This window comes from Malaciobacter marinus, assembly GCF_003544855.1.
Lineage (GTDB): Bacteria > Campylobacterota > Campylobacteria > Campylobacterales > Arcobacteraceae > Malaciobacter > Malaciobacter marinus.
Genome location: NZ_CP032101.1, coordinates 913,256 through 929,952, shown reverse-complemented (window position 1 = coordinate 929,952; position 16,697 = coordinate 913,256). Strand labels below are relative to the sequence as shown.

Sequence of the window (16,697 nt, the reverse complement as noted above, 5' to 3'; positions counted from 1 at the left end):
TAACTCCTAAGTTATTTTTGAAGCTTTTTTAAAGCTTCTTTTACAAGTTCACCTGTATTTGTACTAACACAAGTTTTAAGCACTTTTGAAACTACATCTTTTTTGAAACCTAATGATTCCAAAGCAAGAGCAGCTTCTAAAGCATTTGTTGCATTTGAAGACTCATCATCACTTTCACCATCAATAACAAACCCAGAAAGCTCTACTAAAATTCTACTAGCACCTTTTGGTCCAATTCCTGGAACTCTTTTAAGCATAGATATATCATTTGAGCTAACAATTTGTGAAAAAGATGAAGGAGTAAAAGTAGAACAAATTGCAAGTGCAACTTTTGGTCCAACACCATTTATTTTAATTACTGTATCAAAAAGTTTTTTTTCATTTAAATCTAAAAAACCATATAAATTTTGTGCATCTTCTCTAATAATATGAGTAGTATAAAGCTTGACTTCATTTTTCGTTATTTTTGAACTACAATTAATAGAAACAAATACTTCATAAATAAGTCCATTTGCATTTATATGTAAAAAAGTAGGCTCTTTTTTTTCTATTTTTCCTTCAATACCAACTATCATTCTTTGAATCTCTTTAAAATTATTTTTAATTAATTTCCTTAAAAAAAGTGTTACTTTTCTACCGAAATAATACTTTTTTACACCTAGATAACCATATCTAAATGAATTTCATTATATAATAAATAAACTTAAAAAAAAGGGGCGTTATAATGCTCGATATCGTAACAAAAAAGATAAGTAATAAAATAATATTTTCTTTACTGATATTGATGACCATTAGTAGTTTAACTATCGTTTATTTTACAACAAAAAGCGTAAAAGAGGACTCTATTGCCGTAACAAAAGAGAACCTTGCAATGTTAAATAGTGCTATGTTTCAAAGTCTAAGGTATGCTATGAATACAGGTGATCCTGTACAAATTGCAAAAGCTGAAGAAGAAGCAAGACAGATAAAAGGTGTAAGAGAATTAGTGGTAGCAAAGAGTAAACCACTAATTGAGATGTACCATCCAGGAGCAGAATTTACAAAAGATAAAGATATTCTTAAATCATTTGAAACGAAAAAGTCACAAATTCTTGAAGTAAGAGAAGGTGAAAATCATAACTTAAGAATGATTAAGCCTATGATTGCAGCACAAGAGTGTTTGATGTGTCATGCAAATCAACAAGAAGGTGATGTAATAGGAATTATGGATTTAACATTCTCTTTAGATGAAGCTGATGGAAGAATTTATGATTTGATAGTTGAAATTTTAATTATTTCAACAATACTTGGATGGATTACAATTGGTTTAGTTTTATTAGTAGTAAAAAAAGCTACAAATCCTATAGGGAAACTTAAAGAGGGATTTCAAAACCTTTTAAACTCAAATGATACAAATATAAAATTAGAAGTTGATTCAAAAGACGAAGTTGGAGAAGTTGCAAACTTATTCAATGCTTATATGGATAAAGTAAGAGATGGCTTAAAGCAAGATGAGTTAGTAATAGAAGAAGCAAATGATATTTTAGAAAAAACTGGAAATGGTTTCTTCGTTTACAGTGTACAATCAAAAGCAGCAAACCCATATGTGGAAGATTTGAAAAATAAACTTAATTTGATGATTTTAAGTACAAAAGAGACTTTAGATAAAATCAATGATACATTAAGAAACTATTCAGAATCAAACTTTGATTACAAAATTGATGACAAAGGCATTTATGGAGACTTAGGTTCTTTAGCTGCTGGAATTAAACTTGTGGGAAATAACACTTCTGAAATATTAGCAATGATTATGAACACAGGTGATGAGCTTAGTAAAAATACTCATTTACTTTCAACTGCTTCTGAGAACTTATCTGCTTCATCAAATGAACAAGCATCAAGTTTAGAAGAAACAGCTGCTGCATTAGAGCAAATCACTTCTAATATAAAAGGAAATACAGAAGCTACAGTTAGGATGGCTAGCTTAGCTCAAAATGTAACAGGTTCAGCTAAAAAAGGTCTTGATCTTGCAAATACAACAGCAATATCAATGGAAGAGATAAATTCAAAAGTTACAGCAATAAATGAAGCAATTGAAGTAATTGACCAAATAGCATTCCAAACAAATATTCTTTCATTAAATGCAGCAGTTGAAGCAGCAACTGCAGGTGAAGCTGGAAAAGGTTTCGCAGTTGTTGCAGGTGAAGTTAGAAATCTTGCAAGTAGAAGTGCCCAAGCAGCAAGAGAGATTAAAGAACTAGTTGAAGATGCAAGTGATAAAGCAACAAAAGGTAAAAGTATTTCAACTAATATGATAGAAGGATATAATGAATTAAATAGTCATATATCAAATACAATAGAGATGATTGATAGTGTTGCAACTGCATCTAAAGAACAAGAAAAAGGAATCGTTCAAATAAATGATGCAGTAAATAACCTAGATCACTCAACACAAAGAAATGCTACAGTTGCAGATGATATATCAAAAATGTCTGCGCAAATTGCATTTATGTCAGATTCACTTGTAACAGCAGCTTCAAGAGCAAATTTCTTAGAAGAAGCAAGAGATGGAGTTGCAAATGTTGATTTAGTTTATGATACAGCAAAATTAAAAGTTGATGTATTAAAACTAAAAGATAAAGTATATTCACAACTTGGCAAATATAACACTTGGGATGTTAAAGAGACTAATTCACTTGAAGAGTGGATTAAAAACTATGAAAACTCAACAACAAATGTTGATACAAATGCCATTGAAAAATTAAGAAAGTTAAACAAAAACTTAAGTACAAAACTTCAAACACTTGTTACTTCAAATGCAAATAAACAAGATAATGTTTTATTAAATGAACAAGCAAGAGAAGTAGAAATAGAAGCTTTAAGAATCTTTGGGGAATTAAATGCCTTAAAAAAAGATGTTTGTAGGAATATGAAAAAGTAAAGAAAAGAAGAAATAAACTTTCTTCTTTTCTCAACCTTGCATTTGTTTAATCAAAGCTTCCAAATCCTCTTCTGACATATTGTCTTCACTATTATCAATATTTTTAGCAGAATCAGCTAGATTATATTGAGATTTATCGATATTATTTTTCTCACAAACAAAATTTACGACTCTTTCTATTCTTTGTCTATGTAAATCTTGATGCTGTAAAAGCCCAAGTGAATTGGAAATTTTATCATCTAGCTTCTCTTTTTCTCTTATAGAAAGATCCATATTTTCAATACTTTCTTGTAAAAATTCAAAATCTTCATATATCTTACAAGCATGAATTTCGGACTCTTTAATCACATCACAAAGTTCTTTAATTAACTCTTCATATTTCATATACAGCCTTTATAAACTTTTATATTATAAGTCTATCTTTTTTTAACTTAACTATATAAACAAAAGAGTCATTTTTTTTATATTTAATGAATAAGTTCTGCAATTAATTCAGTAGCATATGAGCCTTTTGGAAGATAAAAAGATAACTCCATCCAGTTTTTATCTTCTTTATAATTACTTTCAATATCAGAAGGGAATATCCAAGCAAATCTTCTTGCACCATCTTCTTGAAGAACTTCTTTTGTAAAATCTTCCTCAATACTCAATGCTTCACCTTGAGCTTTTTTAATCTTTTTACCGCATAAAAGTCCAGTTGGAACTCTATCTTTTGCATAAAATTTTGAAGCTTCACTTTGTATATCTTCAACATAAAAAATCTTACCAAAAGGATAATGTGACATTAAATCTCCATGCATTATTTTAAAAGGATGTTCTTGACTTTTCATCTGTTTTACTAAATCTAAAGGAAGATTTAATTTTTCATAAATCTCTTTTGGTTCAAAAGATTCAATTAGTTTTGAAATTTCTATTCTTTTTGAAAGCCAATTATTAAAAAGATAACTTTGATAAGAGTTAATAAACATTTGTCTTAGTTTTCTATCTTTTTCTTTTAAAGTTCCATTTATTATTGCTTCACCTTTTTTATAATTATCTCCCTCAATTCCGAATCTTTGAAAACCAAAATAGTTTGGTATTCCAAAAGCAGCAATTTGAGCTAAAACTTGCTCTATAATTCTAGCATCAACAGGACTAACTCTTTTTAATCTAATAAAAAACTTATTTCCTTTTAAATGCCCTATTTTTATTTTATTATTATGATAAGTAGTTTCTAATATTTTTATTTTTTCATGATTAAAACTACTTAGTTTATCTTCATATTTTTTATGTACAGATATAGATTGAATTGTCATTGCATTTTTATCTTTTAAGCCTGCATAACCAATATCTCTATGTTTACATCCAAAGTGATTAGCAAATATAGAAACTGCATCCCACGTTGTCAGCTCTTTTTTTCTAAACTTTATAATTAGATGCTCACCCTCCTTTGAAAACTCATATAAAGGCTCTTCTGTTACAACAAAGTCATCTTTACTTTGTTTGAAAACAACATTTATTTTTGCATGATTTAAGTATCTTTGTATATTAGTCAATTTTATTCCTCATTTTGATTGTTTTTTGTATTGTATTAAAAGTGATGATTTTTTGCATCTGTTTTATAGCTGCCTTTTATTGCTTTTGCAAATATATTTAAAGACACATTATGTTTTTTAGCACTTTGCATAATCTTTTCAAGATTCTTTTTAGAAAAAGTAAAAAGCATTTCATACTCTTCACCTGATGTACCTATATCAGATGATATTTTATCAAAAAATTCAAAATCTACCTTACTTGCTTTTGATAATCTTTCTAACTCAAAAAATAATCCATCTGATATATCTAAAGAAGCATTTACATATTTTGAAATATCATAAAAAAAATCACCTTTTAATTTTGGCTTTATAAGTTTTGATTTTGAAGCTATTTTTTTGCCCTTTAAAGCTTTTTTCAAATCCTTCTTGCAACTACCAAGATCTCCTGTATAACATACTAAATCATCAATCTTTACTCCACTTCTATATATTGGATTTTGGCTTTTTGAAATAATAGTTATTGAAATATCAAGTTTTTCATTGCTTATTGTATCTCCACCAATAATTTTAATACCATAATCTTTTGCAACTTTTTTAAAACCATTGGCAAGTTTTCTTAAATCACTTGTAGAAAAATCTTTAGGAATTGCAACAGTTAAAAGTGCATAAAGTGGCTTTGCATTCATAGCAATAGCATCTGAAATATTAACAAGCATAGATTTAGTAGCAATCTGTTTTAAACTCATCCACTCCCTTTGAAAATGTACATTTTCAAAAAAAGCATCTTGAGAATAAACCATATTTCCAACTACTGCTGCATCATCACCTATAAGTTTTGTTTGATTAGTAAATTGTTGTATAAAATAGTCTTCTTTATTCATGACGCAATTATATCAAAATAATCCTCTAAAATCTAATTTTTTACTTAAATTATTTTCTTGGTAAAATATATTCTTATTGATTAATAATTTTTATTATATAATAATACAATTTTAACAAGGAGAATTAATGCCAAAGATTAACAAATACGTAGATATTGATACAGTAGAAAGAGAAGCAAAAAAAGACTTAATAGATAGACACTCGCCATTTATTCACTGTAAGGAAACTGCAAAAGCAGGAGAGCCATTTGAAGTAACTGTAAAAATGGGAAATGAATATACACATCCAGATGATTTTGATCACTATATTGAGTCTGTTGCGTTATATAATAAAGAAACACTATTAGCAAAAGCTACATATGTTCCAGGAACACTAGGAAATGTAAAAGCTCATAATACAACTACATTTACTATTATTCCAACAACAAAAAAATTAAACCTAGTTGCACACGGATACTGTACAAAACACGGAATTTGGGAATCAACGCCCGTGGTTGTTGAAGTAGAAGCATAAAAGCTTATTAATACTACTCGAATAAATTCGAGTTTCCAAAAGGAAGCGCGAATTCATTCGTGCAAAATCTCAGCTCACAAAAGATTAGAATAAATTCGAGTTTCCAACACTGGACGCGCGAATTTATTCGTGCCTCTTTCAACTCAATTCCACCATACTCGAATAAATTCAAGTTTCTGAAGAGTTTGCAAACAGGAAGCTCGAATTCATTCGTGCATCTTTTCAAGACAATTTAGTTCCAAAACTACATAAGCAGTTTGCTTTTTTATTACTTATTTATATATATTAAATTACACTCTTAAGAAATTTTGGAGAGTACAATGAGATTACTTTTTCTTATAATATTTATAGCACTTACACTTAATGCAAAGATTTTTGTTGATATGTATGATAGAGAAGTAGAAATTACAGATAATAATAAAATAGTGTGTTTAGGTCCTGGAACATTAAGACTTATAACTTATATGCAACTTGAAAAAAAACTTATAGGTATTGAAAAAAAAGAGTTAAGATTTAGTCCTAATTCGGCTTATAGTTTAGTACTTGATAAAAAGTTTATCAAATCACTTCCTATTGTAGGTCAAGGTGGACCTGGGAAAATGCCAAATTTAGAAACATTAATAAGTTTAAAACCTGATGTGATTTTTACATCTATACTTTCACCTAAACAAGTAGCTTTAATTCAAGAAAAAACTAAAACTCCAGTTATAGCACTAAGTTATGGCTCAAATTATGGTGGCAAAAACAATAAAGAAGACAAAATCGAAGCTGTAAAAAAATCTATGTTGATAATAGCACAAATCATGGACAAACAAAATAGAGCAGATGAACTAATCACTTTTATGAATAAGCAAAAAGAAGCTTTAAAAAAAATAACGATTGATGATAAAGCCATATATGTTGGTGGAGTTGCATATAAAGGACTTCATGGTATTACAAGTACAGAGAGTGATTATCCTGCATTTAAACTTCTAAATATAAAAAATCCAATCTTACAAAATCATATTGGTCATGCATTTGTAAATAAAGAAACACTTTTAAGTTTCAATCCTGAAGTTGTTTTTTTAGACTTAGTTAGTAGAAAAATAATTTTAGAAGAGATAGAAAAAGACAAAGCAATTTATAAACATATTCAAGCTTTTAAAAACAGTAATATTTATTGGTTATATCCAAGTAATTTTTACAATACAAATATAGAAAATATTTATATAAACAGTTGGTTAATTGCTTCACATTTTGGAAAAGATATAGATATAAAAAAAGTAAAAGAAAGAGTTTATAAAAAATTTTTAGGAAAAGATATCAATACTAATGTACAGTAAACATTTATACTCAAAAAAAAGATTTTTTATTGCTATTTTATTACTATTTATAACAATAAGTTTAATATGGATTTCTTTAATAAGTGGAAACAATGGGATTGTTTTTTCAGATACTTTTAAACTTTTAGAAGCAAAGGGTAGTTTTTCTATAATAGTTTTTGAAATAAGAGTACCAAGAACTTTAGCAGCATTTGTAGTAGGAGCTTCCCTTGGATTGTCAGGAGCTATGATGCAAGCAGTACTAAAAAATCCTTTAGCTTCTCCTTTTACTTTAGGGATATCTCAAGCAAGTGCTTTTGGGGCAAGTTTTGCAATAATAGTCTTTCAATCATACTCAAGCACATCATCATATGAAGCAGGTTTTATAACTGCACTCTTTGCTTTTGCTTCAAGTATGATATGTACACTTTTAATAGTATCTTTAGGAAAAAGAGCAAATATGTCAGCTGAATCACTTATATTATTTGGGGTAGCTTTAGGTGCGTTTTTTTCTGCATTTACTATGTTACTTCAATATTTTGCAGATGATATTGACGCAGCAGCTACACTATTTTGGACTTTTGGTGATTTGTCTAAAGCTAGTATGAGTACTATTTTAGCAATTGGATTAGTTTTACTAATATGCCTATTTTCTTATTTTAAGATTTTTTGGAAGTTCGATGCTTTGATGTTAGGTGAAGATAGTGCAAAATCATTAGGAATAAATACTCAAAATCTTAGATTAGGCTCTATGATTGTAGCATCATTTTTAAGTGCTATTAGTGTTTGTTTTTTTGGAATTATAGGATTTGTAGGACTTATTGCACCACATATTGTAAGACTTTTTATAGGAAGTTCACATAAATATGTTTTACCTTTATCAGCACTAAGTGGTGCAATTCTTCTTTTACTTGCAGATATTGTTTCAAGAACTATCTTACTTCCTATTACTATACCTGTGGGAATTATAACTTCAATGCTTGGAGCTCCACTATTTTTATACTTTTTATATAAAAGAAGTTCAAGATGCTAAAAATAACTAATTTACATGTTAAAGTAAAGAAAAAAACTCTACTTACAAATATAAATTTAGAGCTAAAACCAAAAGATTTAAATATTATAATTGGACCAAATGGTGCAGGTAAAAGTACTTTACTAAAATCACTTGTAAAAGTCATAGATATACACAAAGGAAACATTAGTTTAGATGAGATAGAGTTTACAACTGCTTCAATAAATAGTGTATCAAAATATATTGCTTATATGGCACAATTCAATCAAAATTCAAACCTTACTACTCTTGATGTATTAGAGATTTCAAGGAGAAAATATAGTGGTTTTTCTTTAAGTAAACATGATCATAAATTAATTGAAGATAGTATAAATGAGTTTGCCTTACAAAAGTTTTTAAATAGAGATATTGATACTTTAAGTGGAGGAGAAAGGCAAAAGATTTTTTTAGCAGCTGCAATTTTACAAGAGCCTAAAATCTTACTTTTAGATGAGCCAATATCTCACCTTGACCCTAAAAATCAAATAGAGATGCTTGAACTAATAAGAAACAAAACGAAAGAAAAAGAGTTTATTACAATAACTGTATTGCATGATTTGCAAAATGCATTACATTATGCTGATAAAATAATAATGCTTAAAAATAAAGAGATTTTATATTTTGAAAATAGTTTAAATATTACACAAAAGATGATTTCTAAACTTTTTGATACAACTTGTAAACTATTTTGGCAAGAGGGACATCCTTTTTTATTTTTAGGACACTCTCATCATAATAACACACATAATCATTCACATAAAAAGGAAACTAATGATACTTGATATATTAAAACAACAAGCACTTCAAAGTGCTAAAAAAAACTCTTTGACTTTAAAAAGTTTTAAAATTTGTGAGCCATTTACTTATGTTGAAGTTACAAATAAAACTAAAACTTCTATTGGAGTAGCTTTAAGTCCAAGTGATGAGGGAGATTTAAAAAATAACAACTTTAAAAGTATTGAAGATATTTTAGAAGATGATAGTTTTAATTTAGCCTCAAGAGCAATTATACTTGCAACAATAAATGCAATAGGACAATATGAATTACAAGAAAATCCACCTTTATTAAAAAAGAATCTAAGAGTTGAAAGCTGTGAGTTTTTACTTGAAAATAGTACCAAAGAAGATAAAATAGTTTTCATTGGAAACTTAAAACCTGTAATAAAAAAACTAAAAGAAAACTCAAGAGATGTAGCAGTTTTTTGTAGAAGAAAAAAAGAGTTAAATAATGAAGTTTATAATGATATCTTTGAGTATGAAGCTGTAAGTAAAGCAGATATTGTAGTAATCACAGGTGCGGCACTTATTGGTTCAACTTTTGATGCATTGCTAAAGTTCGCAACAAAAGCAAAAATTATTATGGTATCAGGATTTTCTGCTGGATTAAATCCAATTTGGTTAAAAAACAGTAATGTAACCCATGTTGCTAGCTTATACTTAAAAGATTGTTCAAAAGAGAAAATAGAAAAAAACCCTTTTGAAGATATCTTTGAAAATAGCTGTTATTTACAAAAAACATAACACAAGAATAGATTCGAATAAATTCGAGTCTCCAACGGAAGCTCGAATTCATTCGTGCCTGTTTTCAACCATTCCACACTACTCGAATAAATTCGAGTTTCCAATGGAAGCGCGAATTTATTCGTGCCTCTTATTAATTTAACACATAATTAACTCTTTTAGTATAAAATCAACAAAAACCTTAGGAGAGTTACATGTTAAAAAGAATTTCTCTTTTTTTATTGCTTATTAGTATAAGTCTATTTGCTAGTCAAAATAAAATGTTTCAAACAGTAGATGAAAATCAAGCTACTTTAGTTAAAACTGATACTAGCAAACATTTTTGTAATGTTTGTGGAATGGATCTTGTAAAATTTTATAAAACATCACATGCAGTTGAGTTTAAAAATGGTCATAAAGAACAGTACTGTTCACTTCACTGTTTTGCAAATATTAATAAAAAGTTTGGAAAGCTTATAAAAAAAGTTCAAGTAGTTAATACTAAAACTTTAGAGTTAATAGATGCAAAAAAAGCTTTTTATGTAGTAGGAAGTTCTGTAAAAGGAACTATGAGTATGACGAGTAAATATGCATTTTTGAGTAAAAAAGATGCTTTAAAGTTTCAAAAAGAGCATGGTGGCGAAATAAAGACTTTTGATGAAGCTTTGAAGATTGCCACTGCTGATTTGACAAATGACAATAAAAAAATAGATAAAAAAAGAGCAAAGGTAGCTAAAAAAGGTAAAAAGATATATGAAGCATTGTGTGATAATAAAGCACAACTTCCAGATTTTAACTCAATAGGTGAAGCTAAAAAATATCTAATTGATAACAAAATTTGTAAAAATATAAAACCAAATATGCTTCAAGCTGCTGCTATTTACAAATATGACCCCTCACTTGCTACAAACCAAAATAAAAAACTAAGTGTTCCAAAAGATGCGAAGTGTCCAGTTTGTGGAATGTATGTTGCAAAATATCCAAAATGGGCTGCAAAAATAGAAGTAAATAAAACTCACACTCACTATTTTGATGGAACAAAAGATATGTTTAAATTCTATTTTAATCCAAAAAAATACGCTCATACTCATACAAAAGAACAGATGAAAAATATAACTGTTACTGATTATTATACTCTTGAAACTATTGATGGTAAAAGTGCATTTTATGTAGTAGGTTCAAATGTATATGGTCCAATGGGAGAAGAGTTAATTCCATTTAAAGATAAAAAATCAGCTAATGCATTTAAAAATAGTCATTATGGTAAAAAAATATTGAAATTTGAAGAGGTAAAAGAGAGTATTTTATACTAAAAAAGCCATTTTACAATGCGATTATATCGCATTGTTTAATGACAACTATTTAATAAATGAACAACAATAATCAACTAAACTTTTTACTCTTAATTTAAATTTTGAGTTTGCAGGTATTTCAAAACTTCCAGGAGCTTTTACTTCCATCCAATCTTCAGCTGGTAGCATAACTTCTAGTTCACCAGTTTGAATATCCATAATCTCTTTATTTACAGTATTTAATTCATACTCACCAGGTAGCATAATTCCTAAAGTTTTCCTTGTACCATCTTTAAATTCAATAGATCTACTTGTTATACTTCCATCAAAAAATACATTTGCAGCTTTTGCAATATTTACATTTTCGAATTCTGCCATTAATTTGTCCTTTCTTGTTTTATATATATGATACCATAAATTTATTTGAAGCATATATCTATTTTAGTTTTGTTATAATTTTTTTAATAAAAAAGTATTACAAATAAACACAAAAAAAGAGTTTTTATATATGCAAGGATACATTTTAGACGTAAAACCTGTAAAAGATGATGATCTAATAGTTACAATACTTACGCCTACAAGAGTTTATACAACATATAGATTTTATGGAGCAAGACACTCAAATATAAATGTAGGATATAAAATAGATTTTGAGATTGAACATAATCTAAGAAGTGATATTGGAAGATTAAGAGATGTAATGCAGTTAAATTATGAGTGGATATTAGATGGAAAAAAAATGTATGCTTGGCAAAGATTTATAAAACTGTTTTATTATCACTTTAAAGATATAGAAGAATTAGATGAATTTTACTTTGATTTACTAAATGCCCTATCACACTTGATGATAAAACAAAATGAAAAAAGAGCTATCATACAAGCATATTTAAAACTCTTAGAACATGAGGGAAGACTTCATGTGGATTACACATGTTTTTTATGTGACATAGAAATTGAAGATGAGATTTCACTTGTGAGAAGTTTTGTACCTGCTCACCCACAATGCACCTTTGCAAGAAAGTTTAAACTTAGCAAAATAAAAGAGATGTTTGAGCAAAATTCACTTATAAATTTCAGTGATGATGAAATAAAATATCTTTGGCATATTTTACTTCAAGGATTGTAAGTTAAAAGATTATATAATATTGTAAATTTGCAGGAGAATTAGATGTTAGATGAACAAAATAATGCAACATCATATTTAGATTTAGAAGATGAGGATATTGCTGTTACAAATATTTTGGAAAAATATAAACTTTCAAATCAACATAATAGCTCATTTTTATTTGATATCGATGATGATTATAAGCAACTTATGCAATATATAGCCAAGTTATATATCAAAAATGAAACTCTTCCTGCTGAGATAAGTCATGAATTAAATAACAATATAAATTTTAGAAAATTTTTGATTAAAGCAATCAAACAGAAACTACAAAATATCTTTTTTGATAAAAGAACAGTTGTTTTTAAAGAAATAGTTGTGATAATAAACTTATTATCTTTTGGTAAAGATTATAAAATATTTGAAAACTATATTTCATATAATACAGATAATCTCTCAGAGCTTTTTAGAGACTATGAAACAAAACTTGAAGAAAACAAAAACAATGATGAACATTTTGAAATTCTTTTCTCTCACTATACTTTGTTAATTGAGACTGTAAATGTACTTTGCAAAGTAAACTCAACTGATGTGCAAAGAAAAAAAAGTATAAATGCAATACTTGAAATACTAACAGAAACAATAAATATCTTAAAGTTTAAAATAGATTTAAATGAAGAGAGAATAAATATATTAAATAATATATTAGGAAAACTTCTATTTTACTATGCACATATTCCTTATATTAATATAAAAAACAAAAGTGTAAAAGAACTTGTTGATGAATTCTTTTTCAACTTTGAGAAATCAAATGATGGGTATGAACTTTCAAAAAGTACACATTTTGGTAACTCAAATGAATTAAATGAGTACAAAATATATCTAAATACTATAACAACCCTACTTTCAAATATGATATATAAACTTGAAACAGAGTATGATTATAATGAGTACAAAGATCTTATCAATTTCAAAAATATCTTAGATTTGTATGAAGAGACTATCATTCATACATATGTTCAAAAATTCAAAACAATAAGCGAGTTCAAAAATCATCTTATAAATAATTATATTTTCATATATAGTAGCAATTGTGAAGATGATATATTTTTAATAATTGATGATTTCTTTAAAAATAAAAATTTTGATAACTCTACGATTCAAATCATATATGCAATCACACTATATTCAACACAAATAAAAAATGACATCTTAATAGATATAATCAAAAAATTTCTTGCAATGGAGAAGTTTGACAATGATTATTTAGAGTTTTATAAAATAAATATTTGTGATGTTATCATACATAGATTTATTAGACAAAATAGCTTTATAATTGATGATGAATTAGCTAGAATTGTAGTTGATTATGTAAACAAAAATAGTGTTGCTTCACATCTAATAAGTGTTTATACAAAAATATTTTTATCACTTAGCTTGTACTATTCATATAGCTATGAAACAAAAAGTATAGAACTATCAAAAAACTACTTTGCAATATACAAAAATATAAATGGAAACACTTTACTTGAAAATGAGTACAAAACTATAAATGATAAAATATTTACCAATTATGGGAAAAGGCTTATAAAAGAGCTTGATTTAGATTATGAATATATAGAAGATGAAAAGTATTATGAACTTGGTAAAAAAAGCGTACTTAAACATATAAATCAAAATAAAATCAATAAAACATACTATATGAATCAAAAACTATCTGATGTGATAACTAATATCTTAAATGAAAAAAATCTTGATGATGAAAAAGTAAATAAATATATAGAAGAGTTTATCTCAAAAGAAGTATTTTATGGACTAGCTTTTGCAGTTGTAGATGGACTTTGTCAAAAAGATTGTACGATACTTGATTTGGGATATGAAACGGTAAAAATACCTTTATTTTCAAACTTTGAATTAAAAATAATTTACTCAACAGTATATAAAGAAGTATTCCAACATCTATTTATAAATAATAAAGAATACATGAAGAAAAATGTATCAAATATAATCATAAGCTACCAAAAAACAATTCCAATGTTTTTTGATAAAATAACAGGTCTTAGAAATGTAAATAGACTTCAAAAAGATTTAAATGATATCAAAAATGAATTTATTTTTATAGAGTTTTATATAAATAATATAGATGAATACAATGAAAAATTAAGTTATGCAAAAACAGATATTATACTAAGGAACTATGCTAAAGAACTTGAAAGTTTTTTAAATATTTACAGACTATCAGGACCAAAATTTGGAGCAATATTACCTCTAAATTCAAATATGGATAGTTATATACAAAAGATTCAAAAAACAAAAATTATTTATCAAGAAAATCAGATAAATTTTGATTTAACATTTGCAGTATCATGGGGAAATAGTGAAAATATACTAGAAAAATCAGCACACTGCATCACTTTGGCAAGAAAGTCAAAAGAAAAATATTATGAGTTTAAATAACTAAGGCTTTTATAGCCTTAATTATACTTGTTCGTCTAAAAGTCTATCTTCTAGTTTTTCAATAGCATTTTCAAGTGATTTTATATCAAGATTATAAGCTTTTGCTTTCTCAATAGCTTTATTTACATTATCATCACTTAAAGGAGCTGTAACTTCACAAGCTGTTTTTACAACATCAAGGATTTGTGCTCTTTGTTTATAAGCTTCATCAGCTTTGCTTACATCATCTACAAACTCGATTGAATTAATCAAAGTATCACTTAGCTTCCAATGCCTAAAAATTCTAGCAGTAATCTCTGAAGTACTTAATCCTAAAATCTCTTTTTCTGCTTGTGCTGTTGACTTACCTTGTCTTAATAAAGCTTTGAATTCATTTGTTTTACCCTCAAGCTCTAAAATATCAGCAACAATAAACTTTCCTGCTTCTTGAAGTAAAGAAGGTAAGATAAGCTCTTCTTTTAAATCAAAAGAGACTTTTGATAACCAAAGATTAGTTAAGGTAGTTGCCATATTTGAAACTCTCATAAAATCATCACTATTGATTCCATAAGCAGATAAATTTGCCTTTAGCAAGTTTTGTACAGTACCGCCAATTGCAATAGAAATTGTAAAGTTAATCCCAAGTAAATTAATAGCTCTACTTGGAGTTTCAACCTTGCTTCTAAATCCAAACATCGCTGAATTTGAAACCTTTAATAATGTTGAAATTATCAAGGCATCTTTCTCAATTATCTTTAATAACTCAAAAGCTTCTTTATCTCTTTTTTGTCTATACTCTTCAATCTCTGCAATTGTTTTAGGAAGAGGAGGTAATGACTCAATTTTTTCTAAAATATTTTCTGGCACTTAAAACTCCTAACTTAAGTTTAAATTAGCTAGATTATAACTAATCTTTCATCTACATAAAATTAAACGTTGAACCTAAAGTGCATAACATCACCATCTTGAACAACATAATCTTTACCTTCAAGTCTTAGTTTACCTGCTTCTTTACATTTAGCTTCTCCACCAAGACTAACAAAATCTTCATAAGAAATAACTTCAGCTTTGATAAAACCTTTTTCAAAATCATTGTGAATAACAGCAGCTGCTTGTGGTGCTTTTGTATTTTTCTTGATAGTCCATGCTCTAACCTCAACTTTACCAGCAGTAAAGTATGACTGAAGTCCAAGTTTATCAAATGCTGTGTGAATGATTTGCTCCAAACCTGATTCTTGTACACCTAAATCAGTTAAAAACTCTCTTGCTTCATCATCTTCTAAACCAACAAGTTCTTCTTCTATTTTTGCACAAAGCATAATAACATCTGCATTTACTTCTTGTGCATGATCTTTTAATACATCAACATAATTATTTCCACCATCAGCTAGTGAATCCTCATCAACATTTGCACCATAAATCACATCTTTATTTGATAAAAACCTAAGCTCTTTATCAAGGGCAATAAAAAGTTCATTTTCACTATCTTCAAAAGTTTTTACAGGCTCTAACTCAGCTAAATGGTCAAGTAAAGCTTGTGCAACTACAAGTTGAGCTGCTGCATCTTTTGACCCTTTTGATTGTTTTTTAAGTCTATCAATTTTCTTTTCAACTTGAGTAATATCTGCATAAATTAATTCTGTTTCAATAATCTCAATATCTCTTAAAGGATTTACATCACCCTCAACATGAGTGATATTACCATCATCAAAACATCTAACCATATGTAAGATTACTTCAACTTCTCTAATATTTGATAAAAACTGATTACCAAGACCCTCACCCTTACTAGCACCTCTAACAAGCCCAGCAATATCAACAAAATCAATAGTTGAATGTTGAATTTTATCTGGAATAACAATCTTTGCTAATTCATCTAATCTCTTATCTGGTACTGGAACAATCGCTTTATTTGGCTCAATAGTACAAAAAGGATAGTTTTGCGCCTCTGCATTTTGTGCTTTTGTCAAAGCATTAAATGTTGTACTTTTACCTACATTTGGAAGTCCTACGATACCTACACCTAAACCCATTAGTTTCCTTTGTTTTATATAAATATAGCCCATTTTATCCAAAAATCACTTTTTCAAGCCTGAAATACCAGCAAAAGCCACAAAATTAATTAGTTCCACCCTACTCGAATAAATTCGAGTCTCCACGGAAGCGCGAATTCATTCCGTGCC

General features: G+C 27.7%; 16 protein-coding genes. 9 read left to right on the top strand and 7 right to left on the bottom strand.

Going from position 1 to position 16,697, the window contains the following annotated elements; genetic code table 11:
* Window positions 1–11: 11 nt before the first annotated feature.
* Window positions 12–575, bottom strand: coding sequence for a Holliday junction branch migration protein RuvA (gene ruvA, locus AMRN_RS04540; protein WP_099311696.1), 564 nt, complete (start codon window positions 573–575; stop codon window positions 12–14).
* A gap of 149 nt (window positions 576–724) precedes the next feature.
* On the opposite strand from ruvA, the gene AMRN_RS04535 reads away from it, so the two are divergent.
* Window positions 725–2,920: a methyl-accepting chemotaxis protein gene (locus AMRN_RS04535; protein WP_099311694.1), complete on the top strand. Its 2,196-nt coding sequence runs from the start codon at window positions 725–727 to the stop codon at window positions 2,918–2,920.
* 30 nt (window positions 2,921–2,950) lie between these two features.
* On the opposite strand, the gene AMRN_RS04530 is transcribed toward AMRN_RS04535, so the two are convergent.
* From AMRN_RS04530 to AMRN_RS04520, 3 genes are all read right to left on the bottom strand, one after another.
* Window positions 2,951–3,304, bottom strand: coding sequence for a hypothetical protein (locus tag AMRN_RS04530; RefSeq protein ID WP_099311692.1), 354 nt, complete (start codon window positions 3,302–3,304; stop codon window positions 2,951–2,953).
* Between the two features lie 83 nt (window positions 3,305–3,387).
* Window positions 3,388–4,455: a tRNA pseudouridine(13) synthase TruD gene (gene truD, locus AMRN_RS04525; RefSeq protein ID WP_099311690.1), complete on the bottom strand. Its 1,068-nt coding sequence runs from the start codon at window positions 4,453–4,455 to the stop codon at window positions 3,388–3,390.
* A gap of 35 nt (window positions 4,456–4,490) precedes the next feature.
* Complete coding sequence (locus AMRN_RS04520; RefSeq protein ID WP_079577081.1) at window positions 4,491–5,315, bottom strand: thiamine-phosphate kinase; 825 nt, start codon at window positions 5,313–5,315, stop codon at window positions 4,491–4,493.
* Window positions 5,316–5,442: 127 nt separating this feature from the next.
* Between AMRN_RS04520 and AMRN_RS04515 the strand changes: the two genes are divergently transcribed.
* The 6 genes from AMRN_RS04515 (at window position 5,443) to AMRN_RS04490 (ending at window position 10,994) form a co-directional block, all read left to right on the top strand.
* Window positions 5,443–5,829: a class II SORL domain-containing protein gene (locus tag AMRN_RS04515; RefSeq protein ID WP_099311689.1), complete on the top strand. Its 387-nt coding sequence runs from the start codon at window positions 5,443–5,445 to the stop codon at window positions 5,827–5,829.
* Between the two features lie 320 nt (window positions 5,830–6,149).
* Window positions 6,150–7,151 (top strand): ABC transporter substrate-binding protein, encoded by a 1,002-nt coding sequence (locus tag AMRN_RS04510; protein ID WP_099311688.1) that lies wholly within the window; start codon window positions 6,150–6,152, stop codon window positions 7,149–7,151.
* Window positions 7,141–8,163 (top strand): FecCD family ABC transporter permease, encoded by a 1,023-nt coding sequence (locus AMRN_RS04505; protein ID WP_099311687.1) that lies wholly within the window; start codon window positions 7,141–7,143, stop codon window positions 8,161–8,163. The genes AMRN_RS04510 and AMRN_RS04505 overlap by 11 nt, the downstream gene beginning before the upstream one ends.
* Window positions 8,157–8,963 (top strand): ABC transporter ATP-binding protein, encoded by an 807-nt coding sequence (locus tag AMRN_RS04500; protein WP_099311686.1) that lies wholly within the window; start codon window positions 8,157–8,159, stop codon window positions 8,961–8,963. Before AMRN_RS04505 ends, AMRN_RS04500 begins: the two co-directional genes overlap by 7 nt.
* Entirely contained in the window at window positions 8,953–9,702 is a 750-nt protein-coding gene (locus tag AMRN_RS04495) for a Rossmann-like domain-containing protein (protein ID WP_099311685.1), read from the top strand. Before AMRN_RS04500 ends, AMRN_RS04495 begins: the two co-directional genes overlap by 11 nt.
* A 194-nt stretch (window positions 9,703–9,896) precedes the next feature.
* Window positions 9,897–10,994 (top strand): nitrous oxide reductase accessory protein NosL, encoded by a 1,098-nt coding sequence (locus tag AMRN_RS04490; RefSeq protein ID WP_099311684.1) that lies wholly within the window; start codon window positions 9,897–9,899, stop codon window positions 10,992–10,994.
* A gap of 45 nt (window positions 10,995–11,039) precedes the next feature.
* Here AMRN_RS04490 and ppnP read toward each other — a convergent pair whose 3' ends face one another.
* Window positions 11,040–11,351 carry a pyrimidine/purine nucleoside phosphorylase gene (gene ppnP, locus AMRN_RS04485; protein ID WP_099311683.1) on the bottom strand — a complete coding sequence of 104 codons (312 nt, stop codon included), beginning with the start codon at window positions 11,349–11,351 and terminating at the stop codon, window positions 11,040–11,042.
* 130 nt (window positions 11,352–11,481) lie between these two features.
* Here ppnP and recO point away from each other — a divergent pair, with 130 nt between their 5' ends.
* A complete protein-coding gene (gene recO, locus AMRN_RS04480) occupies window positions 11,482–12,099 on the top strand; it encodes a recombination protein RecO (protein WP_099311682.1) in 618 nt (205 codons plus the stop codon).
* A gap of 42 nt (window positions 12,100–12,141) precedes the next feature.
* Complete coding sequence (locus AMRN_RS04475; RefSeq protein WP_099311681.1) at window positions 12,142–14,535, top strand: hypothetical protein; 2,394 nt, start codon at window positions 12,142–12,144, stop codon at window positions 14,533–14,535.
* 21 nt (window positions 14,536–14,556) lie between these two features.
* Here the strand turns inward: AMRN_RS04475 and AMRN_RS04470 are convergent, their stop codons facing one another.
* Together AMRN_RS04470 and ychF are read right to left on the bottom strand one after the other, a co-directional pair.
* Entirely contained in the window at window positions 14,557–15,381 is an 825-nt protein-coding gene (locus AMRN_RS04470) for an HDOD domain-containing protein (protein WP_099311680.1), read from the bottom strand.
* A 62-nt stretch (window positions 15,382–15,443) separates the two neighbouring features.
* Window positions 15,444–16,547 carry a redox-regulated ATPase YchF gene (gene ychF, locus AMRN_RS04465; protein WP_099311679.1) on the bottom strand — a complete coding sequence of 368 codons (1,104 nt, stop codon included), beginning with the start codon at window positions 16,545–16,547 and terminating at the stop codon, window positions 15,444–15,446.
* Window positions 16,548–16,697: the final 150 nt, after the last annotated feature.

Excerpts from the sequence above, each read along its gene's own strand:
- ruvA (WP_099311696.1), bottom strand. The coding sequence starts at position 575 with ATGATAGTTGGTATTGAAGGAAAAATAGAAAAAAAAGAGCCTACTTTT.
- AMRN_RS04535 (WP_099311694.1), top strand. The coding sequence starts at position 725 with ATGCTCGATATCGTAACAAAAAAGATAAGTAATAAAATAATATTTTCT.
- AMRN_RS04530 (WP_099311692.1), bottom strand. The coding sequence starts at position 3,304 with ATGAAATATGAAGAGTTAATTAAAGAACTTTGTGATGTGATTAAAGAG.
- AMRN_RS04520 (WP_079577081.1), bottom strand. The coding sequence starts at position 5,315 with ATGAATAAAGAAGACTATTTTATACAACAATTTACTAATCAAACAAAA.
- AMRN_RS04515 (WP_099311689.1), top strand. The coding sequence starts at position 5,443 with ATGCCAAAGATTAACAAATACGTAGATATTGATACAGTAGAAAGAGAA.
- AMRN_RS04510 (WP_099311688.1), top strand. The coding sequence starts at position 6,150 with ATGAGATTACTTTTTCTTATAATATTTATAGCACTTACACTTAATGCA.
- AMRN_RS04505 (WP_099311687.1), top strand. The coding sequence starts at position 7,141 with ATGTACAGTAAACATTTATACTCAAAAAAAAGATTTTTTATTGCTATT.
- AMRN_RS04500 (WP_099311686.1), top strand. The coding sequence starts at position 8,157 with ATGCTAAAAATAACTAATTTACATGTTAAAGTAAAGAAAAAAACTCTA.
- AMRN_RS04495 (WP_099311685.1), top strand. The coding sequence starts at position 8,953 with ATGATACTTGATATATTAAAACAACAAGCACTTCAAAGTGCTAAAAAA.
- AMRN_RS04490 (WP_099311684.1), top strand. The coding sequence starts at position 9,897 with ATGTTAAAAAGAATTTCTCTTTTTTTATTGCTTATTAGTATAAGTCTA.
- ppnP (WP_099311683.1), bottom strand. The coding sequence starts at position 11,351 with ATGGCAGAATTCGAAAATGTAAATATTGCAAAAGCTGCAAATGTATTT.
- recO (WP_099311682.1), top strand. The coding sequence starts at position 11,482 with ATGCAAGGATACATTTTAGACGTAAAACCTGTAAAAGATGATGATCTA.
- AMRN_RS04475 (WP_099311681.1), top strand. The coding sequence starts at position 12,142 with ATGTTAGATGAACAAAATAATGCAACATCATATTTAGATTTAGAAGAT.
- ychF (WP_099311679.1), bottom strand. The coding sequence starts at position 16,547 with ATGGGTTTAGGTGTAGGTATCGTAGGACTTCCAAATGTAGGTAAAAGT.